This window comes from Actinoallomurus iriomotensis (assembly GCF_030269445.1).
In the GTDB taxonomy this organism is placed as follows: Bacteria; Actinomycetota; Actinomycetes; order Streptosporangiales; family Streptosporangiaceae; genus Actinoallomurus; species Actinoallomurus iriomotensis.
Window position 1 is genome coordinate 1,298,509 of record NZ_BSTJ01000001.1, and the last position, 26,700, is coordinate 1,325,208.

29 protein-coding genes and 1 pseudogene are annotated in these 26,700 nt (G+C 71.7%); 9 read left to right on the top strand and 21 right to left on the bottom strand.

All coding sequences use genetic code 11. The features are described from left to right. Positions 1–23 precede the first annotated feature (23 nt). Positions 24–455: an SbtR family transcriptional regulator gene (locus tag QSK37_RS06110; RefSeq protein WP_349497950.1), complete on the bottom strand. Its 432-nt coding sequence runs from the start codon at positions 453–455 to the stop codon at positions 24–26. Then, complete coding sequence (locus QSK37_RS06115; protein ID WP_285618154.1) at positions 365–781, bottom strand: TetR/AcrR family transcriptional regulator; 417 nt, start codon at positions 779–781, stop codon at positions 365–367. The genes QSK37_RS06110 and QSK37_RS06115 overlap by 91 nt, the downstream gene beginning before the upstream one ends. Before the next feature lie 82 nt (positions 782–863). Here QSK37_RS06115 and QSK37_RS06120 point away from each other — a divergent pair, with 82 nt between their 5' ends. Further along, on the top strand, positions 864–1,775 hold the full coding sequence (locus tag QSK37_RS06120; RefSeq protein WP_285618156.1) for an NmrA family NAD(P)-binding protein: 912 nt from the start codon (positions 864–866) through the stop codon (positions 1,773–1,775). Between the two features lie 65 nt (positions 1,776–1,840). Beyond that, a complete protein-coding gene (locus tag QSK37_RS06125) occupies positions 1,841–2,716 on the top strand; it encodes a Vgb family protein (RefSeq protein ID WP_285618159.1) in 876 nt (291 codons plus the stop codon). A 34-nt stretch (positions 2,717–2,750) separates the two neighbouring features. Here QSK37_RS06125 and QSK37_RS06130 read toward each other — a convergent pair whose 3' ends face one another. Continuing rightward, entirely contained in the window at positions 2,751–4,214 is a 1,464-nt protein-coding gene (locus QSK37_RS06130; protein WP_285618161.1) for a WGR domain-containing protein, read from the bottom strand. 98 nt (positions 4,215–4,312) lie between these two features. Then, on the bottom strand, positions 4,313–5,272 hold the full coding sequence (locus QSK37_RS06135; protein WP_285618162.1) for a LysR family transcriptional regulator: 960 nt from the start codon (positions 5,270–5,272) through the stop codon (positions 4,313–4,315). A 91-nt stretch (positions 5,273–5,363) separates the two neighbouring features. Between QSK37_RS06135 and QSK37_RS06140 the strand changes: the two genes are divergently transcribed. Beyond that, positions 5,364–6,107 carry a glucose 1-dehydrogenase gene (locus QSK37_RS06140; protein ID WP_285618164.1) on the top strand — a complete coding sequence of 248 codons (744 nt, stop codon included), beginning with the start codon at positions 5,364–5,366 and terminating at the stop codon, positions 6,105–6,107. Positions 6,108–6,226: 119 nt separating this feature from the next. On the opposite strand, the gene QSK37_RS06145 is transcribed toward QSK37_RS06140, so the two are convergent. Together QSK37_RS06145 and QSK37_RS06150 are read right to left on the bottom strand one after the other, a co-directional pair. Beyond that, positions 6,227–6,826: a GDSL-type esterase/lipase family protein gene (locus QSK37_RS06145; protein ID WP_285618165.1), complete on the bottom strand. Its 600-nt coding sequence runs from the start codon at positions 6,824–6,826 to the stop codon at positions 6,227–6,229. Next, entirely contained in the window at positions 6,823–7,677 is an 855-nt protein-coding gene (locus QSK37_RS06150; protein ID WP_285618167.1) for a maleylpyruvate isomerase family mycothiol-dependent enzyme, read from the bottom strand. Before QSK37_RS06150 ends, QSK37_RS06145 begins: the two co-directional genes overlap by 4 nt. 132 nt (positions 7,678–7,809) lie before the next feature. Here QSK37_RS06150 and QSK37_RS06155 point away from each other — a divergent pair, with 132 nt between their 5' ends. Next, on the top strand, positions 7,810–8,328 hold the full coding sequence (locus QSK37_RS06155; protein WP_285618169.1) for a hypothetical protein: 519 nt from the start codon (positions 7,810–7,812) through the stop codon (positions 8,326–8,328). A 78-nt stretch (positions 8,329–8,406) separates the two neighbouring features. On the opposite strand, the gene QSK37_RS06160 is transcribed toward QSK37_RS06155, so the two are convergent. From QSK37_RS06160 to QSK37_RS06175, 4 genes and pseudogenes are all read right to left on the bottom strand, one after another. Further along, positions 8,407–9,336, bottom strand: coding sequence for an ABC transporter substrate-binding protein (locus QSK37_RS06160; RefSeq protein WP_285618171.1), 930 nt, complete (start codon positions 9,334–9,336; stop codon positions 8,407–8,409). A gap of 29 nt (positions 9,337–9,365) precedes the next feature. After that, complete coding sequence (locus QSK37_RS06165; protein WP_285618173.1) at positions 9,366–10,052, bottom strand: ABC transporter permease; 687 nt, start codon at positions 10,050–10,052, stop codon at positions 9,366–9,368. Next, positions 10,049–10,741 carry an ABC transporter permease gene (locus tag QSK37_RS06170; RefSeq protein ID WP_285618174.1) on the bottom strand — a complete coding sequence of 231 codons (693 nt, stop codon included), beginning with the start codon at positions 10,739–10,741 and terminating at the stop codon, positions 10,049–10,051. The genes QSK37_RS06165 and QSK37_RS06170 overlap by 4 nt, the downstream gene beginning before the upstream one ends. 71 nt (positions 10,742–10,812) lie before the next feature. Beyond that, a pseudogene (locus QSK37_RS06175) lies at positions 10,813–11,556 on the bottom strand (ABC transporter ATP-binding protein); the annotation flags it as partial. Between the two features lie 108 nt (positions 11,557–11,664). Between QSK37_RS06175 and QSK37_RS06180 the strand changes: the two are divergent. Then, complete coding sequence (locus QSK37_RS06180) at positions 11,665–13,110, top strand: aromatic amino acid ammonia-lyase (RefSeq protein ID WP_285618180.1); 1,446 nt, start codon at positions 11,665–11,667, stop codon at positions 13,108–13,110. 4 nt (positions 13,111–13,114) lie between these two features. On the opposite strand, the gene QSK37_RS06185 is transcribed toward QSK37_RS06180, so the two are convergent. Continuing rightward, the gene (locus tag QSK37_RS06185) at positions 13,115–13,657 is read right to left on the bottom strand and encodes a hypothetical protein (RefSeq protein WP_285618183.1); all 543 of its coding nucleotides are present in this window, start codon (positions 13,655–13,657) and stop codon (positions 13,115–13,117) included. Positions 13,658–13,670: 13 nt separating this feature from the next. After that, positions 13,671–14,048 (bottom strand): MerR family transcriptional regulator, encoded by a 378-nt coding sequence (locus QSK37_RS06190; RefSeq protein WP_285618185.1) that lies wholly within the window; start codon positions 14,046–14,048, stop codon positions 13,671–13,673. A 105-nt stretch (positions 14,049–14,153) separates the two neighbouring features. On the opposite strand from QSK37_RS06190, the gene QSK37_RS06195 reads away from it, so the two are divergent. Together QSK37_RS06195 and QSK37_RS06200 are read left to right on the top strand one after the other, a co-directional pair. Further along, positions 14,154–15,227, top strand: coding sequence for an alkene reductase (locus tag QSK37_RS06195; RefSeq protein WP_285618187.1), 1,074 nt, complete (start codon positions 14,154–14,156; stop codon positions 15,225–15,227). 419 nt (positions 15,228–15,646) lie between these two features. Beyond that, entirely contained in the window at positions 15,647–15,826 is a 180-nt protein-coding gene (locus QSK37_RS06200; protein WP_285618188.1) for a hypothetical protein, read from the top strand. A 58-nt stretch (positions 15,827–15,884) separates the two neighbouring features. Here the strand turns inward: QSK37_RS06200 and QSK37_RS06205 are convergent, their stop codons facing one another. The 9 genes from QSK37_RS06205 to egtA all read right to left on the bottom strand — a co-directional run bounded on the left by QSK37_RS06205 (position 15,885) and on the right by egtA (position 25,090). After that, entirely contained in the window at positions 15,885–16,490 is a 606-nt protein-coding gene (locus QSK37_RS06205) for a response regulator transcription factor (protein ID WP_285618190.1), read from the bottom strand. Continuing rightward, positions 16,487–17,605, bottom strand: a complete 1,119-nt coding sequence (locus QSK37_RS06210) for a sensor histidine kinase (protein WP_285618193.1) — start codon at positions 17,603–17,605, stop codon at positions 16,487–16,489. The genes QSK37_RS06205 and QSK37_RS06210 overlap by 4 nt, the downstream gene beginning before the upstream one ends. 53 nt (positions 17,606–17,658) lie before the next feature. Next, on the bottom strand, positions 17,659–19,170 hold the full coding sequence (locus QSK37_RS06215; RefSeq protein ID WP_285618194.1) for an FAD-dependent monooxygenase: 1,512 nt from the start codon (positions 19,168–19,170) through the stop codon (positions 17,659–17,661). Further along, positions 19,167–19,787 (bottom strand): VC0807 family protein, encoded by a 621-nt coding sequence (locus tag QSK37_RS06220; protein WP_285618196.1) that lies wholly within the window; start codon positions 19,785–19,787, stop codon positions 19,167–19,169. Before QSK37_RS06220 ends, QSK37_RS06215 begins: the two co-directional genes overlap by 4 nt. A gap of 64 nt (positions 19,788–19,851) precedes the next feature. Further along, on the bottom strand, positions 19,852–20,865 hold the full coding sequence (locus QSK37_RS06225) for a LacI family DNA-binding transcriptional regulator (protein WP_285618197.1): 1,014 nt from the start codon (positions 20,863–20,865) through the stop codon (positions 19,852–19,854). Between the two features lie 9 nt (positions 20,866–20,874). Then, positions 20,875–21,828 (bottom strand): L-histidine N(alpha)-methyltransferase, encoded by a 954-nt coding sequence (egtD, locus tag QSK37_RS06230; protein WP_285571352.1) that lies wholly within the window; start codon positions 21,826–21,828, stop codon positions 20,875–20,877. Positions 21,829–21,873: 45 nt separating this feature from the next. Next, positions 21,874–22,608: an ergothioneine biosynthesis protein EgtC gene (egtC, locus tag QSK37_RS06235; RefSeq protein ID WP_285618199.1), complete on the bottom strand. Its 735-nt coding sequence runs from the start codon at positions 22,606–22,608 to the stop codon at positions 21,874–21,876. Further along, positions 22,608–23,897 carry an ergothioneine biosynthesis protein EgtB gene (gene egtB, locus QSK37_RS06240; protein WP_285618201.1) on the bottom strand — a complete coding sequence of 430 codons (1,290 nt, stop codon included), beginning with the start codon at positions 23,895–23,897 and terminating at the stop codon, positions 22,608–22,610. The genes egtC and egtB overlap by 1 nt, the downstream gene beginning before the upstream one ends. Continuing rightward, positions 23,888–25,090 carry an ergothioneine biosynthesis glutamate--cysteine ligase EgtA gene (gene egtA, locus QSK37_RS06245; RefSeq protein ID WP_285618202.1) on the bottom strand — a complete coding sequence of 401 codons (1,203 nt, stop codon included), beginning with the start codon at positions 25,088–25,090 and terminating at the stop codon, positions 23,888–23,890. Before egtA ends, egtB begins: the two co-directional genes overlap by 10 nt. A 183-nt stretch (positions 25,091–25,273) precedes the next feature. On the opposite strand from egtA, the gene QSK37_RS06250 reads away from it, so the two are divergent. Together QSK37_RS06250 and QSK37_RS06255 are read left to right on the top strand one after the other, a co-directional pair. Continuing rightward, positions 25,274–26,164: an amidohydrolase family protein gene (locus tag QSK37_RS06250; RefSeq protein WP_285618204.1), complete on the top strand. Its 891-nt coding sequence runs from the start codon at positions 25,274–25,276 to the stop codon at positions 26,162–26,164. Between the two features lie 4 nt (positions 26,165–26,168). Next, complete coding sequence (locus QSK37_RS06255) at positions 26,169–26,666, top strand: cysteine dioxygenase (RefSeq protein ID WP_285618205.1); 498 nt, start codon at positions 26,169–26,171, stop codon at positions 26,664–26,666. Positions 26,667–26,700: the final 34 nt, after the last annotated feature.

Sequence of the window (26,700 nt, forward strand, 5' to 3'; positions counted from 1 at the left end):
CGGAAGCGCGATCCCCGCGAAGGTCAGTCGGCGGTGCGGCGGCGGCGGGCGCGCTGGCGACAGGTCGGCCCGCAGTAGCGGGGCGGCCGCCCCGTGGGCCGGACCCGCAGCCGAGCGCCGCATTCCTCGCAGTACCTCACGTCGGGGGCGGCGGTTTCGTGACGCTGAAGGGACGTCGCGTCACGGAACGCCGCGTCTTTCGTGACGGCCGGAGTGCGCAGTCCGTCGAGCAGCAGCCGCACCAGCCGCGTGCCGCGTGCCCGGTCCCGGTGGGCCGCACGCAGTGCGGCACCGCCGGCGATCAGCGCGGTCAGGTCGTCGACCCGCACGTCGGCGCGTACGGCACCGGCCTGTTTCGCGTTGGTCAGCAGGTCGTCCAGCGCCTCGCGGAACCGCGCACCGCCGCGGTCAGCAGGGCGTGCGGCCAGCCGCGGTCGGCCGTGAGCGCGTCGCAGACACGCTGGCGGCCGGCCGTTTTCTCGATCACGTCGATGAGGAACCCGAACAGCGCGTCACCGGGCGTGGCGCGGGCGGGCCATCGGCCCGCGGCCGTCACCAGGCCTTCGAGGTGTTCGGCGAGCACCGCCTCGAGCAGGATCTCCTTGCTCGGGAAGTGCCGGTAGACGGTGCCGGCCCCGACCCCGGCGCGCTGCGCGATCCGGCCGAGCGACGCCTCCAGCCCCTCCTCGGCGAACACGCGCATCGCGGTGCGCAGCACGACCTCCCGGTTGCGGCGGGCATCGGCCCGCCCGGCCGGCGCGGCGACGGGTACTGCTGCCATGTCACGTAACCCTTTTCGTGGCGGTGAAGCGGGTGGAGCATTCCGGATCGTGCCAGTATCCACCGACCCCGGAACGGACGCCATGACCGCTGTGAAACCGGCCGAATCCGACCACCCGATCGTCGTCACCGGCGCCACCGGCAAGCAGGGCGGCGCCACCGTACGGCGGCTGCTCGCCGAGGGGCGGCCGGTGCGCGCCCTGGTACGCGACACGACCGCACCCGCCGCTGCCGCCCTGGCCGAAGCCGGCGCCGAGCTCGTACGCGGTGACTTCGACGATCCGGCGAGCCTGCCGCCCGCGCTCGACGGCGCCGCCGCCCTGTTCGGCATCCCACCCGTGGCCTTCGGGCCGGCCGGGCCCGAGACCGACCTCGAAGTGGCCCGCGGCCGGGCGCTGATCGACGCGGCGGCCGCGGCAGGGATCGAGCAGGTGGTGTTCAGCACCGTCGCCTCGGCGTCGAGGGCGTCATTCGGCTCGGCGGGGAAGGCGCTGATCGAGGAGTACCTGCGCGACCACATCGCGCTGCCCACCGTGCTGCGCCCGGTCCGGTTCATGACCAACTATCTCGGCGTCGGGTCGAGGATCGACGGCATCTCCGGCGGCGTGCACCGGCACCTGTTCCCACCGCACGAGCCCATGCAGGTCATCGCGCTGGAGGACGTCGCCGAGTTCGCCGCGCTCGCGTTCGCCGATCCGCCCCGGTTCGCCGGACGGACCCTGGAGCTCGCCGGTGACGAACCGACCCCGGTCGCGGCCGCCGCCGCGATCAGCGAGGCCACGGGCGTCCCGGTCCGGTACGAGCGGCTCACCGACGACGAGGCCGCCGAGATCGGCCCGGAGGTCGCCGAGACCAGGAAGCGCTGGCAGGCCGGTCACCGCTGGCACGCCGACATCGAGGCACTGCGCGTGATCCACCCGGGACTGCGGACCCTCGCCGACTGGCTCACCGAGTCCGGCGCCGCGGCCCTGCGCGCCCACCTCACCACCGCCTGACCCCGGCGTCGGCCGGGGTCGAAAAGAGTTCGAGGTCCCTCGGCTCCGCCGGTAACCTCTCCGGAATGTCCATCGAGGAGTACGCCGTCGCGGGTGCCGAGGACGGCCCGTACGCGATCACCACCGGTCCGGACGACGCGCTGTGGTTCACCATGGTGCACAGCGGCCGGATCGGGCGGCTCGTCCCCGGCGGCGAACCCGTGAGCCATCGGCTCGACCCGGCGTCCGGACCGACGATCATCGTCACCGGACCGGACGGCGCGCTCTGGTTCACCGAGTACCAGGCACACCGCATCGGACGCATCACGACCGACGGCGAGATCACGGAGTTCCCGCTCCCGGCCACGGACCGCGGGCCGTTCGGCATCGCCGCGGGAGCGGACGGCGCGCTGTGGTTCACCGAGACCACCGCCGACCGCATCGGCAGGATCACCGTCGACGGCGAGGTGACCGAGTTCCCGCTCCCGGTCACCGGCGCCTTCCCCTCGGCGATCACCGCCGGGCCCGACGGCGGCATGTGGTTCACCCTGAACCAGGGCAACGCGATCGGCCGCATCGGCATGGACGCGGAGATCACCCTGCACCCGCTGCCGACCGAGGCCGCCGCGCCGGTGGGCATCGCCGCGGGCCGGGACGGCGCGCTGTGGTTCGTGGAGATCGCCGCCGGCCAGATCGGCCGGATCCGCACCGACGGCGTGATCACGGAGTTTCCGCTGCCCGACCGGTCCGCCCGCCCGCACGCCATCACCCCCGGCGACGACGACGGCATGTGGTTCACCGAATGGGGCACCAACCGCGTCGGCTCGATCACCCCGGACGGCGCGATCGAGGTCCACGACCTGCCCACGCCCGGCTCAGAGCCGCACGGCATCACCCTCGGCCCGGACGGCGCACTGTGGACGGCACTCGAGATCGGCGCCCTCGCCCGGCTGACCGGCTGACGTCCGGGCCGGCGCACTCGTCGGCCAGGCGCCGTCAGGCGAGACGGTGGATATCGCCGTAGGCGCGGTAGAAACCGCCGCGGCCGGACTCGCGCACCTCGGTGACGACGTAGCGAGCACCGCGCTCACGGATCCCCTTCGGGAACTGAACCCGCCAGCTCCGGTTGAATCCCGGGGAGACCACGCGGACCCGAAGGTGGCCGTGCTCTTCGAAGCACTCCACGACGATGCCCCCGCTGCTGTCGTCAACGACGTCGACGGTGGTCGACGGGGTGAGCGTCTCGACCATGGCCGGTGCCTTGACGTCGACGACGTCGGGGACCGAGCCCCGCTCCGCCGACCTGATGGCCTCCTCACTCGCGTCGACGCAGGCCAGTGAGCCGTCCGTGGTCACGATGTACAGGCGCTGGTCGTGGTACTGCATGGAGTAGGCGGCGCCGCAGCCGGTGCCGAGCTTCCACAGGCGCGTGCCCGCCTCGTCGAAGCAGTAGATCGACGCTTGGTTGTCCCCGGCGAAGACGTAGCGGCCGTCCTGTGCGGTCGCGCAGGAGAAGACCGGTGCGTCGCAGTCGTAGGTCTGCTCCCTGCCACCGTCCTTGCGCAGCCGTACGACCGTCCGGGTGGCGGTGCCCGCGTAGACCGTCGATCGCTCCTGCCAGCCGAAGAGCACCTGCCCGGTGGACTGGTGCCACAGCTCGTTGCCGGTACGCCAGTCATAGCTGGTGACACCGCCGCTGTGACCGTGGTGAACGGCGGCGGCGTCACAGCGCACCATCCAGCCCGACGTCCCGCGGCCCTGCCGGCGCCACAGGAACTCGTCCTCGTGGTCGATCGCGACGACGCCACCGCCCGCGTCGGACACGCCGAGGATGCCATCGTGGATGTCGAGCCAGTAGATGTCGATGTCCGGGGAGATCTGGTAGGCCAGCCTGGGCACCTTTCCGGACAGGTCATAGACGTTGCCGTCGTCGCAGCCCGCGTAGAGCCAGGCGTCGTCGGCGACGATGCACTTCACCCCGTCGGGCAGCCGGACCTGCTGCACCACCTGGGCGTCGTGCGTCAACGACGTGATCACACCGGCCTCGTTGCCCACCATGCACAGCCGGTCATCGATGAAGATCCCGAACGCCGCGGAGCCCGAGGCGTACCGCCACAGGACCGGAGCCCGTCGCGTCGCCGCGCGGCCGACCGGAGCCGACGCGCCACCGGCCTGGGCGCTCATGACCTGTCGCCGGGAAACGCTCCGCTTTTTCCGGGCTCCGCGTACGGCGGGGGTGTAGCCCTTACGTACCTTTTCCCCGATCTTCTTCGAGGCCATCTCCTTCGCCTTCGCCTCATCGGGGAACGTGCTGGCCTTCCGCTGCCCGGCGTCGCCGATTCGGCCGTACCGGATGGTCATCGTCGTGCCGTCGACCGTGACCTCGTAGAACTTGTGCGCTCTACCGCCCTCTTCGGAAAGTTCGAGATAGGTGGTCTCTTGGGTCGTTTCCACGGACATCGGACCTTCCAAAGGGGGCGGGAGACGAGGGCGCGAGAAGGCGAACAAGCGTCGCCTTTCAGATCGACATCCCAAACCGTACAAGCCGGGTACGACATTTACCTTCTGAAGTGCGGACCGACGATCGCGCCCGCGTCACCCACCTGGCCGAGCGTTCGCTCCGCTATTTCGCGGAAGGCGGTGACCAGGGGGTTGTGGTCATTGGCGTGGGTGACGACCACGACCTGGCACGGGTCGATCCCCGTGATGGGAATGGTGGCGAGGTCGTCGCGTAGGGTGCTGCGCCGGTCGCCCGCGGGCAGAATGGCGATGGAATGGCCGCCCGCGACGAGTTCGAGCTTGTCCTCGAAGCTGTCGTCGGCGCTGGGACCGGCCGGTGTGGTGCCGCCGGGGCCTGGTCCGAGGGGCCGGGGCGTACTCCAGATCGTCGGTGTGCTGGTGCAGGCGACGAGCTCCTCGTCGGTGAGGTCGTCGATGCCGATGGACTCCTTGCCCGCCAGGCGATGCGAAAGCGGCATGACGACGACCCGCGGCTCCTCGTAGAGCACGGTCACGCGAAGATGGTCCGCTTCGAACGGGAGCGGCAGCCGGGCGACGAGCACGTCCACCTGACGCTGCGGGAGGGCGTGAGTGTCCTTCCAGTCCAGATGGCGGGTACGGACCTGGGCGTCGGGATGGCGACGGCGCAGCTCCCCCACCGCCGGGGTGACCACCAGATCCGCGACGTACCCGATGGTGATCGCCCGCGGTGGCGCGGCGGCACGCGCGGTGAGCGCCGCCTGGTTCGCCGCCCGCAGCAGTGCCCGCGCCTGCGGCAGGAACGCCTGGCCCGCCTCGGTGAGGCGGCTGCCCTGCGGGGTGCGATCGAACAGGCGCACCCCCAGCTGGTCCTCCAGGCGCTGGATCTGGCGGCTGAGGGACGGCTGAGCCACGTGCAGTGCGGCGGCCGCCCGGCCGAAGTTCAGGTGCTCCGCCACGACCGTGAAGTACCGCACCAGCCGCAGCTCGAGGTCCAGGCGGAGGTCGGGCCCCGCGGGTGGCGAGGGATCGTCGGGCACGCATCCAGCCTACGTCGTCATACGCCGGCCGCATGACGAGGTGCGGAACAGGTCTTGGACAGTGATCTTGGATTGTCATTGACTGTTTCGCATGGGCAAATACGAAGGAAAGAACATCGTTGTCACGGGCGGCAGCAGTGGCTTCGGTTTCACGACGGCGAAGCTTCTGGTGGACGGCGGAGCGCGCGTTCTGATCACCGGACGCGACGAGAGCGCGCTCGACTCCGCACGCGAACGGCTCGGCGAAAACGCCGTTTCCATCCGGAGCGACACGGCGTCGCTTTCCGACATCGACGCTCTCGCCGATCGCGCGAAAAGGGAATTCGGCACCCTCGACGCCCTTTTCGTGAACGCCGGCATCACCCGGTTCATGCCTTTCGAGGCGATGACCGAGGAGGTGTACGACGAGCTGTTCGCGATCAACACCAAGGGCGCCTACTTCACCGTGCAGAAGCTCGTCCCGCTGCTGAGTGAGGGCAGCGGCGTCGTCCTCACCACCTCGGTCGCGAACGTCAAGGGCATTCCGATGATCAGTGCCTACTCCGCCGGCAAGGCCGCCCTGCGTTCCATGACCCGTAGCCTCGCCCGCGAGCTGCTCCCCCGGAAGATCCGCGTCAACGCGATCAGTCCCGGCCCCATCGACACGGGAATCCTGGACAGGTCCATGCCGAAAGAGGCCGCCGAGCAGACCAAGGCGCAGATGACCGCGGACAACCCCATGCTGCGTTTCGGCGACCCCGAAGAGATCGCCAAGGCGGTCGAATTTCTGGCGTTCGACGCGACTTACACCACCGGCGCCGAGCTCGCCGTGGACGGAGGCGCCTCTCAGCTCTGAGCCCGGCTGGGGCGCTCATTCCGTACCCGAACATGGAAAAGCGGCGCACCGGTCTCACCGCGGGCGGCGTCTCACAACGCCTCACGGCCCTACGCGCCGCCAGGTTCCTCGCCGGCTGTTCAGGGAAGGGCCAGCCATTCGAGCCAGGGACCGCCCAGGAGCAGGTCGGCCATCCGACGATAACCGCCGGCGCGGGGGTGAGCGCCGTCATTGGCCATGGCCTCGGTGGTCCAAGTTGAGTCGTGGGCGAGTTCTTCGGTGACCGCGACGAACGGCACCTCTCTCCGCAGGCACAGCCCCGCCATCTCGTCGGCGAGTTCCCGAGTGCGTCGCAGGTGGCCGGCGCCCGCGTCGACGACCGGCGGCGGGCCGACGACCAGCGCGGAGATCTCCTGGCGCCTGCTCTCCTCCAGCACCGCCGTGAGGTTCTCCAGGCAGCGCGCCGGGTCGACGCGGAGAGCTCCGTCCTCCTCGACCATGTCGTTGCTCCCGAAGGAGACGACCAGGCGGTTGTCGGCGTCGGGCTTCGTCCGGGGAAGGACCTCCCGCTGGCAACGGCGCAGGACGTCCTCGGACGTCTCCCGCCGGATCCCCAGGTTGAACGCCGTGACCTCGCCGGGAGTCCGCTGCAGCACCCTCCCGACCCAGCCCAGATATTCCGGATCCCCGATGCCCTGGACGAAAGAGTCACCGATGAAACAGATCCGTACGTCCTTCATCGGCCGGCCGGCCCCGACCAGATGATCGAAACGATCCGGAGAGCCGCCGCCGCGAGGCGCCGGTCGCCGTCGACGCGGGCGCGTTCGGCCGCCTGTTCGGGCGTGATGCCGCGGGTGCACAGCCGCCAGGTCGTGTCGACGTCCAGTTCGAGCCGCGCGGCGGGCCGGGGATGCGGTCCGCGTCGCAGCCGCCAGCGGTCCGGGCCGCGCGTGCAGGTCCAGTCTCCGCCGCCGGGTCCGGTGACGGTCAGCTGGAAGCCGGTGCCCTGCGGCGCGGCCACGTCGCGCAACGTATACGGCAGGCCCCGCAGGAAGGTCTCGATGACCGGACCGACGTAGTGCGGGTCGGTGAGCCCGGGCCGGCCGGTGGCCTCGCAGATCTGCTGCTGGTGCGTCCAGAACTCGGTGTACTCGCGGGCGACGTCCAGCCAGTACGGGTGCGGCTCGGGCCCGGCCCAGCGCACCGGGCCGCCCAAGGCGTCCAGGTCGACGGTCCGCCAGAACGCGATGATCTGGTCCGCGACGGCCGCCAGCAGCTCGACGAGCAACGGAGGGCTGATGCGGCGTGCGGCGTCGACCCACGCGTCGTTGATGCGGTCGAGGAAGACGGGGAACGCCTCGCCGTCTCGTGGATGCAGCGCGTGGAAGCCGTCACGGTGGATGGACAGGCGGCCGACGTGGTCGCCGAGCACGTGCGCGGCGACGTCTTTGACGCTCCAGCCGGGACAGACCGTCGGCCGGTCCCACTCGTCGCCGTCGAGCCGTCGCAGCAGATCGATGAACGCGGCCTGCTGCTCGGCGAACACGGGCCGGAGGTCGACGGGCGGTCCCAGCCACGAGGTGTCGGTCATCGCTTCTCCTGGATGTCTCGCCTGACGGGGAACGCGTCGCGGCCAGGGCGCGTCCGTCTGAACATGGCCGCATACGCGCATCCTTCGCCGCATCCTGCCGCGTCCGACCTCCGCCCGCGACGCCTTTGGTACGTGGTCGCGGCGCTGATCCTGGTGGCCGGCCTGGCGACCGCCGCCGTGATCTTCTTCAGGCTGGTCTCCGGGGCGGGGCCGACGCGGACCTTCGGCCCCGGTGAGACGGTGACCGTTCACCTGAACAAGGACCCGCGGCCCGGCTTCTACGTCACCGACGCGGGCTCCCCCGACGACCGGTGTTACGCCCGCGACTCGGCCGGACGAGGGTTCGCGGCCGAGCCGATCTCCGGCACCGCCACCATCACCGAGAACGGCACCCGCTGGCACGTCCTGTCGCACTTGCGCCTGCCGGCCGACGGCACCTACCAGGTCGGCTGCGCCCCCACCTCCGCCAGTGCCGGTGTGCGGTACGGCATCGGCACCCCACCTGGCGCGGGCCGGATGGTGGGAGACATCTTCGCCGTGATCCTGATCCCGATGGCCGCGTTCGCGGCCGCCATCGTGATCATCATCGTCGTCACCGTACGGCGCTCCTCACACCGCCGCCGCCTGACCCCGCCGCCCAGGCCGTTCTGAACTCCGCCCGGAGAAAACGCGGGGCGGGCGCGGTGGTCGATCCACCGTGCCCGCCCCGGGTTCAGGCGATCGAGCGCGTCAGCCGAGGCCGGCCTTGCTCAGCCAGTCCTTCGCGACGGTGTCCGCGTCGTCCTTGTCGGAGACCACGCGCGTCATCATGGCGAGCAGGTCCTGAGTGGTCAGCTTGGCCGAGACGGCGTTGAGCGCGGCCTGCGCGTTCGCGTCGACACCGGACTTGTAGACGAGCGGCGTGACGTTCTGCGCGCTGAAGACGTTCTGCGGGTCCTGGAGCACCACGAACTTGTTCGCCGAGATCGTCGGGTCGGTGGTGAACAGGTCGGCCGCCTGGATCGTGTTGTTCTTCAGCAGCTTGACCAGCGTGGTCTGGGCGTTGGCGTCGAACGGCTGGAACTTCTTGAACTTCAGGCCGTACTTCTTCTCCAGCCCGACCAGGCCCTGCTCACGGGTCTTGAACTCCGACGGGCCGCCGATCGTCACCTGGCCGGCCGCCGACTTGAGGTCGGCGATCGACTTGAGGTTGTACTTCTGTGCGGTCTGCGGGTTGACCGTCACCGAGTCCTTGTCCTCGGCCTGGGAGGAGTCGAGGATCGCCAGGGTCGCGGGGAGCTTGGCCTTGAGGGCGGCGTTGACGTCGGCGGTCGTCACGGCGGTGCTGGTCTTGTCGACCGAGGTCGTCAGCAGGGCGCCGTTGTACTCCGGCATCACGGTGATGGCGCCGGACTTGACCTGGTCGTAGTAGACCTCGCGGCTGCCGATGTTGAACTTCCTGGTGACCTTGACGCCCTTGGCCTCCAGCGCCTGGGCGTACAGCTCACCGAGGAGCTGGCTCTCGGGGAAGTTCGCCGAGCCGACGACGACGTTGGCGCCGCCGGCGGGCTTCTGGTTCAGGGGGTTGTCGCTGCCGCCCTTGTCGCTGCTGCCGCCGCAGGCGCTGAGGGCCAGCGCGGCGACGACGCCGAGGACGGCGCCACGGACTATCCGGATCATTTTCTGTCTTCCTCTTCTCATCCGAGGTCTTACGAGGTGCGGGACGAACCGCGCAGGCCCGGGGACACGAGCGCTCTCCGGAGTCCGATGAACGCGACCTGCACAATGACGGCCAGGAGCACAACCAGTACTGAACCACCCACCACTGACGGATAGTCCTTACGCGAGAGCCCGTCGACGATGTAGCGGCCGAGGCCGCCGATGCCCGCGTACGCCGCGATGGTCGCCGTGGCGACGACCTGGATCGCCGCCGTGCGCAGGCCCAGGAGGATGAGCGGCATGGCGACCGGGATCTCGGCCTTGAGCAGGACGCCGGGGCCCTTCATGCCCATCCCCTCGGCGGCGTCCTTGATGTCGGCGTCGACGCCGCGGATGCCCTCGTACGTGTTGACGAGGATCGGCGGCATGGCGAGCGCGATCAGCGGAATGATCACCGGGGTGAGGCCGATCGAGGTGACGGTCACCACCAGCAGGAGCAGACCCAGCGTGGGCACGGCGCGCGCGAGGTTGGCGAAGCTGACGACGAGGAAGCCGCCGCGGCCGGTGTGGCCGACGAGCGCGCCGAGCGGCAGGGCGATCACGGCGGCGATGACCAGGGCGAGCGCGCTGTAGCCGAGGTGTTCGAGCAGGCGGTGGGGGATGCCGTCGGAGCCGCTCCAGTGCGCGGAGGCGGTGAGCCAGTTCCAGGCGGCGTTGATCTGGTCGGTGAGGTTCATCCGTTGCTCCTCCGGGTGCGCGCCCAGGGGGTGAGCAGGCGTTGTGCCGTCACGAGAACGCCGTCGCTGAACAGCGCCAGCACGATGATCAGCACGCAGGAGACGATGATCGGGGTGGTGAAGTCGCGGGAGTAACCGTCGATGAACAGCTGCCCGAGCCCGCCGTTGCCGATCAGCACGCCGACGCTGACGAGGCTGATCGAGGCGACCGCCGCGACCCGCGCGCCGGCGATGATCACCGGCACCGCGATCGGGAGTTCGACCTGAACGAGCCGCCGGAGCGTGCCGAAGCCCATCGCGGTGGCCGCCTGCCGTACGGGCTCGGGGACCGACCGCAGCCCGTCCACGACGTTCGGCACCAGGACCGACAGGGAGAACAGCGTCAGCGGGAGGATGATCGTGAAGTCCGCCTGGCCGCCGCTGCCGATGCCGAAGTACGGGATGAACAGCATGAACAGGGCGAGCGACGGGATGCCGTAGAACACGTTGGCGACACCGAGCGTCGGCGGGTAGAGCCAGCGCCAGCGCACGCACATGATGCCGAGCGGGATCGCGACGATGAGGCCGAACAGGATGGGCAGCAGCGCGAGCTTCAGGTGGTGGAGCGTCAGGGTCGTCAGCTCGTCACTGTGGTCGCCGATCCAGTTCCAGCGGATCAGCGGCTCGCCGTCGGCGGCGAGTACGCTCATCGCTCCGCCGCCTCGACGTCGTCCTCGATCTCCGGCTGAGCGGGCTCCTCGGTGGCGTCCAGCTCGCGGTTGAAGCGCAGCCGCTTGAGGCCCTTCTCGCCGCCGAGGAACTCGGTGACGAAGCCCTCGGCCGGGTTGGTCAGCAGCTCGTCGGGGGTGGCGTGCTGGGCCAGGACGCCGCCGACCTGGAAGACCGCGATGCGGTGCCCGAGCTTGACCGCCTCGTCGATGTCGTGCGTGACGAAGGCGATCGTCTTGCGCACCTCGGACTGGAGGCGCAGGAACTCATCCTGCAGGCTGTTGCGCACGATCGGGTCGACCGCGCTGAACGGCTCGTCCATCAGCATGACCGGGGGGTCGGCGGCGAGCGCCCGCGCGACGCCGACGCGCTGCTGCTGCCCGCCGGAGAGCTGGAACGGATAGCGCTTGGCCATCTTGGTGTCCAGGCCCACGCGCTCCATCAACTCCAGGGCGGTGGCACGCGCCTTCTTCTTGTCCCAGCCGAGGAGGTACGGCACGGTCGCGATGTTGTCGATGATCGTCCGGTGCGGGAACAACCCCGCGTGCTGGATCACGTAACCGATGCCGCGACGCAAGTCGGAAGCATCCTTTTTGCGGATATCCTCCCCATCGATGCTGATGGTGCCCGCGGTGGGCTCGATCATCCGGTTGATCATCCGTAGCGACGTGGTCTTGCCGCAGCCGGACGGGCCGACGAACACGGTGATCTGTCCGGAGGGGATCTCCAGGGTCAGATCGTCAACGGCCACGGTGCCGTCCGGGTATCGCTTGGTGACGCCGTCAAACCTGATCAAGAGTGACTCTCTCCCTAGAGGCGGCCCTATAGTCCGGGACGACCGCGACTCGTTTCCAAGTTAAGAGGTCAAGATAGTGGAATTCGTTCCCTCTATGCCGGTCCGGCCATGAGTCAAACGGCCATAGCGGTCAACGGTAGCGGGTTGAACTGCGACGTTGTTAGCGCTGTAGCCCGAGACGGCGCCTTCGTTACCGTTACTCCACAAGCGGTGGAGAATGCGCGGCAAGCGTGGGAGGTCGTACGCGAGGTCGCCTCTCGGCGGCCAGTGTACGGGCGGACCACCGGAGTGGGCGCCAACCGCGACGTCACGATCGAGGACGACGACACCCATGGCCTGCGGCTGCTGCGGAGCCACTCCGGCGGCGCAGGCCCCCTGATGTCGGCCGAGAACGTCCGCGCGATGCTCGTCGTGCGTCTCAACCAGATCGCCGCGGGCGGCTCCGGGGTCGACCCGGACGTGCTCGGCGCCCTCGCGGACGTGATCAACCGCTGGCTCATCCCCCCGATCCCGGCGTACGGGGCGATCGGCACCGGCGACCTGACCGCCCTCGCGTCCACCGCCCTGTGCCTGATCGGCGAACGCCCCTGGCAGGGCGGCGCGTCCACCGCGCGCTTCCCGTTGCGTCCCGCCGACGCGCTCGCCTTCATCAGCTCCAACGCCGCGACGCTGGGCGAGGCCGCGCTGGCGTGCCGGGACGTGCTCGAACTGCTGCGGGCGTCGATCCCGGTCACCGGCCTGGCGCTGCTCGCCGTACGCGGGTCGGCGGAGCCGTACGCGGCGGCGGTGCACGAGAAGTGCCCGCATCCGGGCCGCCGCCGGGTCGCCGACACCGTACGGGGGCTGCTCGACGACGTCGAACTCGTCCCGTCACGCATCCAGGACCCGTACGGCTACCGGGCGTTCCCGCAGGTCCACGGGCCGGCCGTGGACGCGGCGGAGAACGCCGAGACGATCGTCACGCGGGAGATCAACGCGTCGTCGGAGAACCCGTTCGTGGACGTGGCGGGCCGTACGGTGTGGCACAACGGCAGCTTCCACACCGCGTACGTCGGCCTGAGCCTGGACTCCGTACGGGCCGCGATGTTCCAGACGGCGGCGCTGTCGGCGGCGCGCCTGGGAACACTGGTCGAACCGGCCTTCACCGGCCTCGCGCCGTTCCAGGCCGCTCCGGGCGAACCGGGCTCCGGCATCATGATCCTGGAGTACGTCGCCCACTCGGCGATCGCCGACATCCGGCGCCTGGCGACCCCGTCGGCGCTGGGCAACGCGGTGCTGTCGCGCGGCGTGGAGGAGCACGCGGGCTTCTCCACCCAGTCGGCACGGGCGACGACGGAGGCGATCGGGGCGTACCGGACCGTCCTCGCGTGCGAACTCGTCGCGGCCGTACGGGCCCTGCGCATGCAGGACCGCATGCCGCCGGGCCGCCTGGGCGAGGTCTTCGCCTTGGCCGCGGCCGTACTGGACCCGCAGGTGGAGGACCGCCCCCTGGACGGCGACATCTCCACCGCCACCGACCTGCTCCCTCGCCTCGCCGCGTACGGGGTGTACTGACGCGTCAGCGTTCGTTCGCGACCGTGCGGTTTCCGGCGATGTTCCGGATCTTTCGCGTCCTGCCCGTTCCGGCGAGCAGGGCGAGTACGGGCGGGGACGTCGATTCGGTCGCGAGCTTGCGTTGCATCCAGTCCGTGACTCCGGCCAGCTCGGCGGCGGCCGGAGCACGGCCGGCCATGAGGGCCAGGTAGACCGTCCAGTCGTGGACGCGACGGTGCAGGAACTCCCGATGCCCGTCCGCGAGCCGGTCTACTTCCGGCATCAGCCCGGCCGCCCAGTGCCGGAATTCGGCCGCGTCACCCGTCTTCATGGCGATGTCGTCCACGAGGGCGACCACCGCCGTCTTGGCCACCGACCCGGCCGGGTCGCGCAGAATCGTCGACACGACCTCGCGGTCATCGTCACGCCGCCGCGCTGCGGCGACCACCGAGACGACCCGGAGATACGCGGAGCACCGCACGTGCTCGTCCGCGACGGCCTCGTCGAGGTCCACGTCGGCGATGCCGGCGTGGGCGAGCAGTGCGGTCAGGTCGGCGTGCAGGGTCATCGTGTTCGACCGGTCAGCCGGCCACCGGCAGGCGCAGCGTCTCCCGGTGCGCCCGGGCCGTGGCCATCAGGCCGTCGAGCGCGTCGCGGGTGCGGCTGAGCTCGGCGATGTGCGCGGAGAGCCGGTCGCGCTCCTGCGCCATCCGCTCCAGGGCGGCGTCGGAGTTCTCCTCGCTGGGCGCGTCGACGCAGGGCAGGAGCTCGACGATGGTGCGGCTGGACAGGCCCGCGGTGTACAGGCGCTGGATGAACGTGACCCGCTCGACGTCGTCGTCGGTGTAGTGCCGCTGTCCGCTGGCGCTGCGGGTGCTGGCGAGCAGCCCCTGCTCCTCGTAGTAGCGCAGGGACCGGATGCTGGCTCCGGTCCGTGCCGCGAGTTCGCCGATGCGCACGTCACCCTCCCCGATGTGACCTGGGACACAAGACTTGCCTCTGACATTGATGTGAGCTTTTAGCGTAGCCGCCGTACGCGACATCCACGACGCCTGGAGGATGACATGACGACCCTTTTCGACGGCTACCGGCTCCGCGACCTGGCGCTGCCCAACCGGGTGGTGATGGCGCCGATGACGCGGGTCCGGGCCGCCGCTGGCGGTCTGGCGACGCCGTCGATGGCGGCCTACTACGCGCAGCGGGCGACGGCCGGGCTGATCATCTCCGAGGGCGTGCAGCCGAGCCTGGTCGGGCAGTCCAACCCGGGCACGCCGGGACTGCACACCGATGAGCAGGTCGCCGCGTGGCGGCCCGTGACCGCCGCCGTGCACGCCAACGGCGGGCGGATCTTCGCCCAGATCATGCACGGTGGACGGGTCTCGCACCCCGACACCATCGGTACGCGGCCGGTCGGGCCCTCGGCCGTCCCCGCGGTCGGCGACGTGTTCACCCCCGCCGGCCCCCGGCCCGCGCCGACGCCGCGCGCCCTGGACACCGCCGAGGTGCCCGAGCACGCCGCGTCGTACGCCCGGGCCGCCCGCCGCGCCGTCGAGGCCGGCTTCGACGGCGTGGAGCTGCACGGCGCCAACGGCTACCTGATCTCGCAGTTCCTCTCGTCGAACGCCAACCTGCGCACGGACCGGTACGGAGGATCGGTGGCCGGCCGGATCCGGTTCGCCGTCGAGGCGGTGTCCGCGACCGTCGACGCCGTCGGCGGGGCCCGGACCGGGATCCGCCTCTCCCCGGGCGGGACGTTCTGGGGCGTGGAGGAGACCGGGGTTCCCGAGCTGTACGGCGCGCTGCTGACCGAACTGGCCCGCCTCGACCTGGCCTACATCCACCTCGAGGCCACCGCGGAGGAGGAGGTGCTGGTGGACCTGCGCCGCGCGTGGCCGGGCACGCTGATCATGAACCCGGTGCCGCCGATGGGCGCGAAGCAGACCGGCCGGACCGACGCCGACCACTGGCTCGGGCTGGGCGCCGAGCTCATCAGCTTCGGCCGCGGCTTCCTCGCCAACCCCGACCTGGTCGAACGGCTCCGTACCGGCCTCCCGCTCGCCCCCGTCGACGAGGCCACGTACTACCAGGGCGGCGACGCGGGCTACCTGACCTACTCGGCGTATCAGTACACCGCCTGATCCGGGGGCAGGATCCGGCACAGGCTTCCAGCGCGGGTCCGTAGCCGTGGTCGGGCGGGGTGGCGTAGCCGACGACCAGGCCATCCATGGCGGGCATGGTGGCGGCCGGATGACGGAAGTCGGCGAGTCCGTCCAGGGCGACGGACCGCCGGGCGGCGGCCGCGACGGCGGAGGGCTCGGTTCCGGGAGGCAGGCGCAGGACCGCGTGCAGCCCGGCCGCGATGCCGGTGGGGGCGACGTGCGGGGCTCGGGCGGCGAGGGTGGCGACGAGGCGGTCACGGCGGTCGCGGTACCGCTACCGCATGCGGCGGATGTGTCGGTCGTAGTGGCCCGAGCCGATGAAGTCGGCGAGGGTGGGCTGCCCCCGTACTCCCCTGACCTCCAGACCTTTGAATTACTTCTAAAACCGAGGTTTCCTGGTGGAACTGGTCGAAACCGCGAACGCATGCGCCGACCTGGACTCGATGGCACCGCTACGACCGGTGATCGACGCGTGGAAGGACACCGCCTTGATCCACGCGGATCCCGAGCTACGCGACCAGCTCAAGCGGCCACTGGACGGCGCCGACTACGGCCCCGTGACAGTTGAGGACGCATGAGCCCGAAACGGAGGGACCGAGTCGCCCCGCCACCGGAGCTCGACCTGCAGTACGCGGGTTAGAGCCAGCCGTTGCGTTCGGCGATGCGGACGGCTTCGGCGCGGGTGGTGGCGTTGGTCTTGCTGATGGCGGCGGAGAGGTGGTTGCGGACGGTGCCGCCCGACAGGTGGAGGGCGGCGGCGATGTCCGCGACCGTGGCGCCCTCGGAGGCTGCCTGGAGGACCTCGCGTTCGCGTTCGGTGAGGGGGTTCGGGCCGCTGGTGCGGGACTGGGCGGCCAGGACCGGGTCGACGACGCGCAGACCGGAGTGGACCCGGCGGATCGCGTCGGCCAGGTGCTCGGGCGGGGCGTCCTTGACCACGAAACCGGCGGCGCCGGCGGCCATGGCGCGGGTGTAGTAGCCGGGACGGCCGAACGTCGTGCACATCACGACGCGGCAGGTCGGCAGGGCGTCCCGCAGCGCGGCGGCCACGGTGAGGCCGTCGGTGCCGGGCATCTGCACGTCGAGCAGTGCCACGTCCGGCCGGGTCCGCCGGGCGGCGGGCAGCACCTCCTCGCCGGTTCCCACGTCGGCGACCACCTCGATGTCCCGCTCCAGGCCGAGCATCGCGGCCATCGCGCCCCGGACCAGCGCCTGGTCGTCCGCCAGCAGTACGCGGATCACGGCTCGACCGCCAGGGCCGCGAGGCGGAAGCCGCCGTCCGGGAGCGGGCCGGCCTCGATGCGGGCACCGGCGGCGGCCAGGCGTTCGGCGAGGCCGGTGAGGCCGGTGCCCGGCTGGACCGGGGCGGCCGGAGGGCCGTCATCGCGGATCTCGATGGACGTCGGGGTCATGCGGACCTCGCAGGTGGTGGCGCCGCTGTGGCGGATCACGTTGGTGACGCCTTCGCGGAGTACGTGGGCGAAGGGTTCACGCAGGTCCACGCGTACGTCGTCGGCGGATCGCGGCAGGCGCGCGCCGATGCCCGCGCCGCGCAGGGCGGACCGGGCGCCGGCCAGTTCGGCGGTCAGCGAGGCCCGGCGGTACCCGGACACGGTCGCGCGGATCTCGTCCAGCGTCTCCCGGGACAGCCGCTCGGCGTCGTGGATCTCGGCGACGGCCCGCGCCCGGTCCGCGCCGCTCTCCAGCACGCGCCGCGCCAGGCTCGTCTTGACGGTGATCGTGGTGAGGCTGTGCCCGAGCACGTCGTGCAGGTCGCGGGCCACGCGGGCGCGTTCGGCGGCCACGCTCAGCGTGGCGATCTCGTCGCGGGCGGCGCGCAGCTCGGCGACCGTACGGCTGAGCTGGTTGATGCCGGTCAGCACGTACGCGACGAACATGAGCAGCAGGGCGACGTCCCAGCGCGGCGCGCCGCGAACCCACCAGCTCAGCGCCACCTCGACGACCGCGGCCACGGTGCCGATGACGCGGGTCCACAGCGGCGGGAGCAGCATGACCGAGGCGATGATCGGGTACGCCAGCACCGCGAGTGCGCGTGGATCCCCGGCGAGCACCGCGAACGCGGACCCGGCCAGGTACAGGCCGGTGAGGGCGGCGATTCGCGCGGGCGGGCGCAGGCGCGGCCCGGCGTACACGGCCGCCAGGAATCCGGCGCCGACCAGCACGCCGTCGGCCGTCATCAGGGCACGGTGCGGGGCGTGTCCGTACCGCGCTCCGGCCGCCGCCGTCGCCAGCCCGATCAGCGCCACCACCGGCCCGAGTGCCCGCCGGATCGGCCGCCGCCACCGGGGCGAACCCGCGTACGTCGGCCACGCGGTCGCGTCCGGCCCGTCCTGCATGGCGATGAGTGTACGTAGCCCCCACCCGCCGGCCACGCTAACGCCGTCGTGCGTCACCGGGCCAGGACCCGGTCGAGGTACGCGGCGCGTTCGGGGCCGGAGGTGCGCGCGACCAGGCCGATGTAGCCGTCCGGGCGGATCAGGACGGTGGTGCCCGGGCGGACGCCGAACGCGCCGCGGGCCGTACCGTCGGGGTCGTCGTAGGTGTCCGGCGTCGCGCCGCCGGCGGTCTCCACCCGGACCCGTCGCTCCGGGTCGAAGGACAACGTGGTGAAGCCGGGAGCCCGGTAGAGGTCGTACAGGTGGATCCGGTCGCCCCGGGGCGTGGTGAGGACGCCGTCGGGGGCCGGGTCGCCGGCCCGGACGCGGCCGCGGCGGATCGCCTGCACGCTGAGGGGCCCATCGTGGTACGTCGGATGGTCGTCGCGGCCGTCGGAGCGCATGCGGGACAGGAGAGCGCCGATCACGAGGCGCAGCACCGGACGCAGGACGCGGGGCGGGGTGACGGCCGAGGAGAGGCCGCGGTCGCTGGCGTCCAGGGCCGCCTTCCCGGCGGGCCGGCGTTCGGCCTCATAGGTGTCCAGCAGCCCGGGCGCGGCCCGGCCCTGTACGGCCAGGGCGAGCTTCCAGCCGAGGTTGTAGGCGTCTTGGACGCCGGTGTTCATGCCGTACGCCCCGAACGGGCTGTGCACGTGCGCGGCGTCGCCGGCCAGGAAGGCCCGGCCGGAGCGGTACCGGTCGGCGAGCCGCAGGTTGTACCGCCACACCGACAGCCAGGCCGGCGTGCCGAGCCGGATGTCGTCGCGGCCGCTGTGTTCGGCGACCAGCCGGGTCAGCTCCTCGACGGACGGCTCCACGGCCTGCCCGGGCGCGATCGACACGACGACCTGGCTCGTCGCGGCACCGGGCCAGGGCCGTACCGCCATCATCCGCCGCTCCCCCAGCCACAGGTGCACGGCGTCGCGGGGTTCCAGGCCCCGCACCTCGACGTCGGCCAGCAGCGCCCGCGTGTCCTCCTCCGTACGGCCGGGGAAGCCGATGCCGAGCAGTTTCCGCACCGTGCTGCCCCCGCCGTCGCAGCCGACCAGGTACGCGGTGCGCAGTGTCCGCTCCTCCCCGTCCGCGGCGATCGTGGCGGTGACGCCGTCCGCGTCCTGGTCCAGGCCGGCGAGGCTCGCGCCGAAGCGCACCTTCTCGCCCAGCTCGGCGAGCCGGGCGCGCAGGATGGCCTCGGTGCGCCACTGGGGCAGCGAGACCGAGTCGGGGTACGGCGTGTCCGCGGTCGGCGTCGCCGGCTCGCGGCGGCCGGTGTGGATCGGGTCGGTGCCGAGGTAGACCCGCAGGTGACCGTCGGCCCGGGCCGCCTCGAGGACGGGGCCGGCGATGTCGAGCGCGTCGAACACCGCCAGCGTGCGGGGCTTGACGCCGAACCCGCGTGATCCCTCCTGCGGGCCGGGCGACCGGTCGATGATCCGGCAGGTCACACCGCGCCGCAGCAGGTCGCACGCCAGGGTGAGCCCGGTCGGCCCGGCTCCGACGATCAGGACGTCGGCCTCCGCGCTCATCGGAGGGCCACCTGACGCCGCACCAGGCGCGCGTACCCGATGCTGCCCAGCACCCCCAGGCCGATCGCGGCGAACTGCAGCGCGTGGGACAGGCCGACCATGACGTCCACCGGCAGGCTGTAGACGAGCACGATGCGCACGAGCGCCTCACCGAGCAGGATGACGCCCCACATGAGGGAGAGCACGACGAGCCGGCTCCGGTAGCGCGGGTCGTTGCGCCACCGCTCGTCGGCCTCGGCCTGCCGGGCTTCGGGCAGTATCCGCCTGGCCATCGCGAACATCAGCGGCCGTCCGAAGAGACAGCTGCCGAGGAAGGCCAGGCCGGCGACGCCGGTCGTGACGGAGTCCTTGGCGAGCGCCACGCGGGGGTCGCCGGTGACCAGCGTCAGCACCAGCCCGAGGCCGAACATGACGCCCATCAGCGCGGCCAGCCCGTCGAGCCGCCGGTCGCGGGCGGCGACGAACAGGATCCGGCCGAGTGAGACGGCGGTGGCCGCGGCGAAGGAGAGCAGAGAGGAGGCGCCGAGCAGGTGCAGCGCGTAGTAGACGAGGAGGGGAGCGCCGATCTCCCAGATCAGCGTGCGGACGAGGTTGCGGTGATCTCGCTTGTCGGTCATGGACCGAGCGTCGCGCCGCACGGGCCGCGGCACCCACGACAGATGTCATGGTTCGCCGAAGAGCCTAGGAGCCGACGCGAACGGGGCCGGTGGACTCGCGTTCGAGCAGGCTCGGCTCGCAGACGATGCGTCGGCGGCGGGGCTTGCCGTCGATGGCGCCGATCATCACCCGGACGGACGAGTGGACGATGCCCTCGATGTCCCAGTCGACGCTCGTCAGCGGCGGAGTGAGCAGCGCCGACATCGGGTGGTTGTCGAAGCCCGCCACCGAGACGTCGCCCGGGACGGCCAGGCCCAGCTCGCGGGTTGCCGCGTAGACGCCGTAGCCGATCGAGTCGGAGAAGCAGAACACCGCGGTCGGCCGGGGGCTGCGGCCCAGGACGTCGAGGGCGACGTCGGTCGCCGCGCCCAGCGCCTGCGGCGAGGGGACCACGTCGACCTTGACGCCCAGCCGCTCGGCCTCGGCGTTGACGTGCACGTCGGCCGGGCGGTCGGGGGTGCGGGCCATCGTCGGGGTGAGCACCGCGATGTGCCGGTGGCCGAGGGCGTGCAGGTGCTCCAGGGCCGCGGTGACCCCGGCGCGGTTGTCGAAGACGACCTCGCCGTAGGCGTGGGCGCCGGGCAGCGAGTCGCCGATCGACACGATCGGCAGGCTCTCGCCCAGCTCGGCCCACAGCGCCGCCGACGGGTCGAGCGGCTGGACGATCAGCCCGTCGACCCGCTGGTCGCGCAGCTGCCGGGCGAGCATCAGCTCGCGCTCGGGGTCGCCCGCGGCGTCGAGGATGATGGCGTAACGGTCGCGGGCGAACAGCGCCCGGCCGATGCCCACCGCCAGCGCCTGCTGCCACAGGTCCTCCAGGGAACCGCAGAGCAGGCCCACCATGCCGCTGCGACCGCTGGCGAGCGCCCGCGCGATCGGGTGGGCCTCGTAGCCGAGCTCCTCGGCGGCGCGGCGGACCCGCTCCTGCGTCTCCTCCGACGTCTGGATGCCACGCAGCGCGTAGGACACGGCGGCCGGCGAAAGCCCGGTCGCCTTGGCCACCTCACGGATGGTCGCGCGCTTCCGCTGCTGCGTCACGCTCCAACCCTATAGAGCGGGCCGGACAAGACTGAGGACGAAATCACCGTCCTGGTCGGTCCACCATCGGTCAATTCGCAGACCCGCCGTCGTCGCCGCCTCCTCGAAGCGCTCCCGGCGGAACTTGGCGGAGATCTCCGTGCGCATCTCCTCCCCCGCCGCGAACTCCACGACCAGGTCCAGCGCGCCGACCCGTACGGTCTGGGCCCGGGTCGAGCGCAGCCGCATCTCGATCCGCTCCTCGGCGCCGTCCCAGATCGCGACGTGCTCGAAGCGCGACACGACGAAGTCGGCGTCGAGCTCGCGGTTGATCACTCGCAGCACGTTGCGGTTGAACTCCGCCGTCACCCCGCGCGCGTCGTCGTAGGCCCGTACGAGCCGATGCGGCGCCTTGACGAGGTCGGCGCCGATCAGCAGCGCGTCGTCCTCGCCCATCGTGGCGCGCAGCCCGGCGAGGAACGAGACGCGTTCGGCCGGCGTCATGTTGCCGATCGTGCCGCCGAGGAAGGCGACCAGCCGTCGCGGCCCGCCGGGCATCTGGTGGAGGTGCCGCTCGTAGTCGGCGACGATCGGCTGGACCGACAGCGACGGGTACTCCGACGCGATCCGGTCGGAGGCGTCGGCGAGGAAGTCGCCGCTGACGTCGACCGGCACGTACGTCGTCAGCGTGCCGCCCAGCGCGTCGAGCAGCAGCCGGGTCTTCTCCCCCGATCCGGCGCCCAGTTCGAGCAGCGTACGGGCGCCGGTGAGCGCGGCGATCTCGGCCGCGCGCTCGGTGAGGATCGCGCGTTCGCGCCGGGTCGGGTAGTACTCCTCCAGCCTGGTGATCTCCTCGAACAGCTCGCTCCCCCGCTCGTCGTAGAACCACTTGGGCGGCAGGGTCTTGGGGAACGCGGTCAGGCCGTCGGCGACGTCCCGCCGGAGCGACTTTCCGAGGTCGTCGGGCGTGAGATAGCTCTTCAGGGTCGGCACTGGTGATCTCCTCATCGAGTCATCGGTCGGCGGCGGTCAGATCGGGCTGATTCCGACCCCTCCTGGACCGGCGGTCACGAGTGATCGGTCGGGCACCTCCTCCCATCCCGGTTCGTCGTCGTACGGTTCGGAGGCGATCACGACGCCGGGGCCGCTGCGGACGAACAGCGTGTCCCCCCAGGTCGTGGCCGCCAGCCGGGTACCGTCGGTGGCCAGCAGGTTGAACCGGCCGCCCGTGAGCGGCGTGACGCTCCGCACCACGTGCGCCAGTCCCTCGCCCAGCGAGGCGCCGGTCCGCCAGGCGGCCGCCGCCATCGCGAACAGCAGCGCCGAGTCGATCGGGGCCCGCGCGTCCGGCACCGGCGACAGGTCGCCGGCCAGCTCGCGCAGCTTGGCCTCCACCCCGGCGAACCCCTCGACCGCGCCGTTGTGGCTGAACAGCCGCTGCCCGTCGGTGAACGGCTGGGCGCACGACTCGTCCACGGGGAACCCGACCGTCGCCGACCGCACGGCGGCCACCGCGCAGCGCGTCCGTACGACGTCGGCGACGTCGGCGAAGGACAGGTCGGTCCACATCGGCTGGGCGCGCCGGTAGCGGACCGGTGCGTCACGTGCGGCGTCGTACCAGCCCGCGCCGAACCCGTCGGCGTTCAGGATGTTGCTGCGGTTCATGCGGGGCGCGTACGCCTGGGTCAGCAACCCGTACTCCGGCGCGAACAGGAGCTCGTGCAGGGTCCGCGAGTCCCCCAGGTAGCCCAGGTGGCGGCACATCAGGCGTCCCTCGCGCAGCGGAAGCCGGCGAAGATCTGCCGCCGGATCGGGAAGTCCCAGTTGCGGAAGGTCGGCCGGGCCGACAGGGGGTGCGTCGCCCAGGAGCCGCCCTTCAGCACCTTGTACTCCGCGCCGAAGAACACCTCGGAGTACTCCTTGTACGGGAAGGACCGGAAACCCGGATAGCCGTGGAAGTCGGTCGAGGTCCACTCCCAGACGTCCCCGATGAGCTGGCGCACGCCGTAGGCCGATGCGCCCTCGGCGTGGGAGCCGAGCGGCGACGGGCGGTGCCGCCGCTGCCCGACGTTGGCATGCGCGCCGGCCTCGCCGGAGTCGCCCCAGGGCAGCCGGCGCTTGCGGCCCGCCACGGGGTCCCAGCTCGCCGCCTTCTCCCACTCCGCCTCGGTCGGCAGCCGCCGGCCGGCCCACCGGGCGTACGCGTCCGCCTCGTACCAGCAGACGTGCTGCACCGGCTCGTCCATCGGCACCGGCTCGACGTGGCCGAACCGGCGCCGCATCCACTGGCCGCCCTCGCGGTACCAGAAGGCCGGGGCCTCCTTGCCGGTACGGGACCGCCACTCCCAGCCCTTCGGGTCCCACCAGCGCGGGTCGCGGTACCCGCCCGCCTCGATGAACGCGGCGTACGCGGCGTTGCCGACCGGGGTCGTGTCGATGTGGAAGGACGGCACGTCGACCATGTGACCGGGCCGTTCGTTGTCGTAGGCCCACGGGTCGTCGGAGGTGCCCATGAGGAACGGCCCGCCGGGTACCAGCACCTCCGCCGGCGCCGTCCCTCCCGCGCCCGAGCCGGGGTCCGGCGGGTCGAGCAGCGCGGGCGCGCCCTTGCGGAGCTGGTGGGTGGCCAGCATGGTCTCGTCGTGCTGGTGCTCGTGCTGGATCACCATGTGGTAGACGAAGCCGTCCCCGGCCAGGGCGCCGACGAGCGGCACCTTCTCCAGGGAGTCGAGCACGCGGTCGCGGACCGTCGTGACGTACGCGCGGCTCTCGGCGGGGCTGAGCAGCGGCAGGGAGGGCCGCTCCGCGCGCGGATGCTCGAACGCGTCGTAGATGTCATCGATGTCGGGCCGTACGGCGGCGGCTCCGGCGGCGGCGCGCAGCAGCCACTGTTCCTCATAGTTGCCGATGTGCGCCAGGTCCCAGACCAGCGGGGACATCAGCGGCGAGACCTGCGCGGTCAGCTCCGGCGCCTCCAGCGTCTCGACGGTCAGCCCGAAGCTGCGGTCGCGCGCCGCGGTCAGCTCCGCGACGATCCGTTCCTTCACGTCCATCGTGGTTCCTCCTTGCCGGCGGGCACCGTCGCACCGCCGGGCGTGCCGTCGAGGGGTTCGTCGTCGGCCGGGCAGCGGCCGCGCCGCACGTAGCGCTCCGCGTAGCCGTCGACGAGCGGGACGAGCGCCTGGGCGCCGATGCGGGGCAGCGCGTCGCACGCGGCCTCGAAGCAGCGGCGGGCGGCGCGCGCGAGTACGGGGTCGCCGAGGCCCTCACGCGCGGCCTCGCGCCAGCGGTCCGCGGCCGGTTCGGTCGCCTCGGCGGCGATCTCCGCGGCCAGGGGGTCGTCGATCAGGGCCCCGACCACGGCGATCGGCACGGGCCAGTACGGGTCCGGCAGTGCGTCGATCATGCGCAGCTCCAGCCAGCCCTGCGGCCGTACCGGCGGGAACAGCGTGGTCAGGTGGTAGGCGAAGTCGGTCAGGTCCGGCCTGCCCCTCCCGGCCGCGCCGGTGAGCCACTCGCGGAACGTCATCCCGGGATCGGGCACCCAGCCGTCCCGCAGCAGCATGACCCGCGCGTCCAGGGCGTAGCGCGCCCACGCCTCCACCGGGTCCGGCCCGATGACCGGGGCCGTACGGCCACGGTCGAGCCCCTCCCAGATGACCTGCCGGGCCGAGCGCGTGCCGTTCCCCGGTGAGTTGGCGAACGCGGCCACCAGCACGGGCCCCAGCGCGTGCGCCAGCCGCCAGCGCCGCGCCGCGTCCTTCTCGTCCGCGCCGATGTCCAGGCAGACCTGGAGCGATGCCGTCGCGCACATCATGGCGAGCCCCGGTTCGCCGAAGTAGGCGCGCATGCAGCGGTAACGGCCCTCGTCGAGCTGGAAGAAGGGCGCACGGAGGCGGCGCGGATCGGTGCCGCGTCCCGCCAGTGCCAGCCCTTCGCGGGCCAGGTGGTCCCCGACGTGGGCGAGGTCCGCGGCCAGGGCGGCGCAGGCCGCCGTCACACCCCGTTGCGGACGGGAGCTGAGCTCGAGCTGACCGCCCGGCTCGTAGGTGACGCGGCTGTCCGCGGGCAGCGGGCCCGCGGCGTCCATCACCGTACGCAGCCGGCCGATCGTGACCCGCGAGTCCGGCGAACGCCGGTCCTCCACGAACCACTCGGTCTCCGCACCCACCTGCCCCGGTGGCCCCGTCTTGAAACAGACACCGCTGACGTGGTCGTACACGTCGTCCAAGGTCAAACGGGTCATGGGCACCTCCATTCACAGGTCGAACGAGGGTGATTCCCTACTGAACCGGATCAATAATCAGAAACTCCCCATATCTCCGGTGACGTCTTCGTGAACGCCCGGGGCCGCCTGAGCTGGTGAATCGGTTTACTTAAGCGGTACAGTGATACGGTTCAGTAAACCGGTTCACTAGACGGGAGACCCGTGGCCACCGACGTACACCAGCACCTGTGGGGGGCCGCGTTCGTCGACGTCCTGCGCGGGCGTGCGACGGCGCCGCGACTCGACGGCTGGACCCTGTATATCGACGGCGAGCCGCCGTACGACGTCGACCCGGCCGACCACGACCCGGCGGCCCGCGCGGCCCAGGCGGCCGCGGACGGTTTCGACCGGGTCCTCACCTCGCTGTCCTCGCCGCTCGGCGTGGAGTGGCTGCCGCCCGCCGAGGCCGCGCCGCTCCTCGACGCCTACCACGAGGACGCGCTCGCGCTGCCGGCGCCGTTCGGAGCGTGGGCGGCCGCCTGCGTGTCGGAGATCGACCCGTCGCCGCTCGCCGGGTGGCTCGACCGCGGGTTCGCCGGGTTGCAGCTGCCCGCCGACGCGCTGCTCGACGCGGCCGGGTACGAACGCTGCGCGCCGCTGCTGTCGCTGCTGGAGGCGCGCGGCCTGCCCCTGTTCGTCCACCCCGGGCCCGCGCCCGCGTCCGACGGGCCGTCCTGGTGGCCGGCGCTGGTGCCGTACGTGCACCAGATGCACACCGCGTGGTTCGCCTTCCGCGCGTTCGGCCGGGAGCGGCATCCGCGGCTGCGGATCTGCTTCGCGCTGCTCGCCGGGCTGGCCCCACTGCACGGCGAGCGCCTCGCCGCGCGGGGCGGCGGCCGCGGCGAGGTGGACCGCGACGCCTTCCTGGAGACCTCCTCGTACGGTCCGCGCGCCGTGGACGCGACGATCCGGGCGCTCGGCATCGACACGATCGTGTGCGGCTCCGACCGGCCGTACGCACCACCGCTCGGCTTCGGGCCCGACTTCGGGGAGGCCGCCGAGCACGCCATCCGGGTGAACAACCCGGGCCGACTACTGACAGGAGAGGAGTGATCCGATGTCCTTCGAGTCACTGCCCGCACGGTGCCTCGACAAGCGCGAGCTGCGCGAGCTCGTGGACGACCTGGCGAACGATACGGAGTCGTGGCGCGAGCACGTGGCCTTCCCCGACGGGCAGCGACACTACGTCTCGCTCTATCGCGACGAGTACGTCGACGTCTGGCTGCTCTGCTGGACCCCGGAGAACGACACCGGATGGCACGACCACGACATCTCCTCCGGCGCGGTCGCCGTCGTGGACGGTGCCCTGAAGGAGTGCAACCCCCGCATCGGCGGCGCCCACGTCGAGGTCACGGTCGAGAAGGGCGCGTCCTTCGCGTTCGGCCCCGAGCACATCCACCGTCTCGTCGGCGAGGCCGGCCAGAGCGTCTCGATCCACGCCTACTCCCCCCCGTTGTGGCGTCTGGGGCAGTACTCGATCGACGATGGCGGAGTGATGCGCCGCGTCTCGGTCAGCTACGCCGACGAGTTGCGACCCCTGGACGCTGTCGCCTGACCGACCCGTCCCGCTAGTATCCGGATTTCTAGTG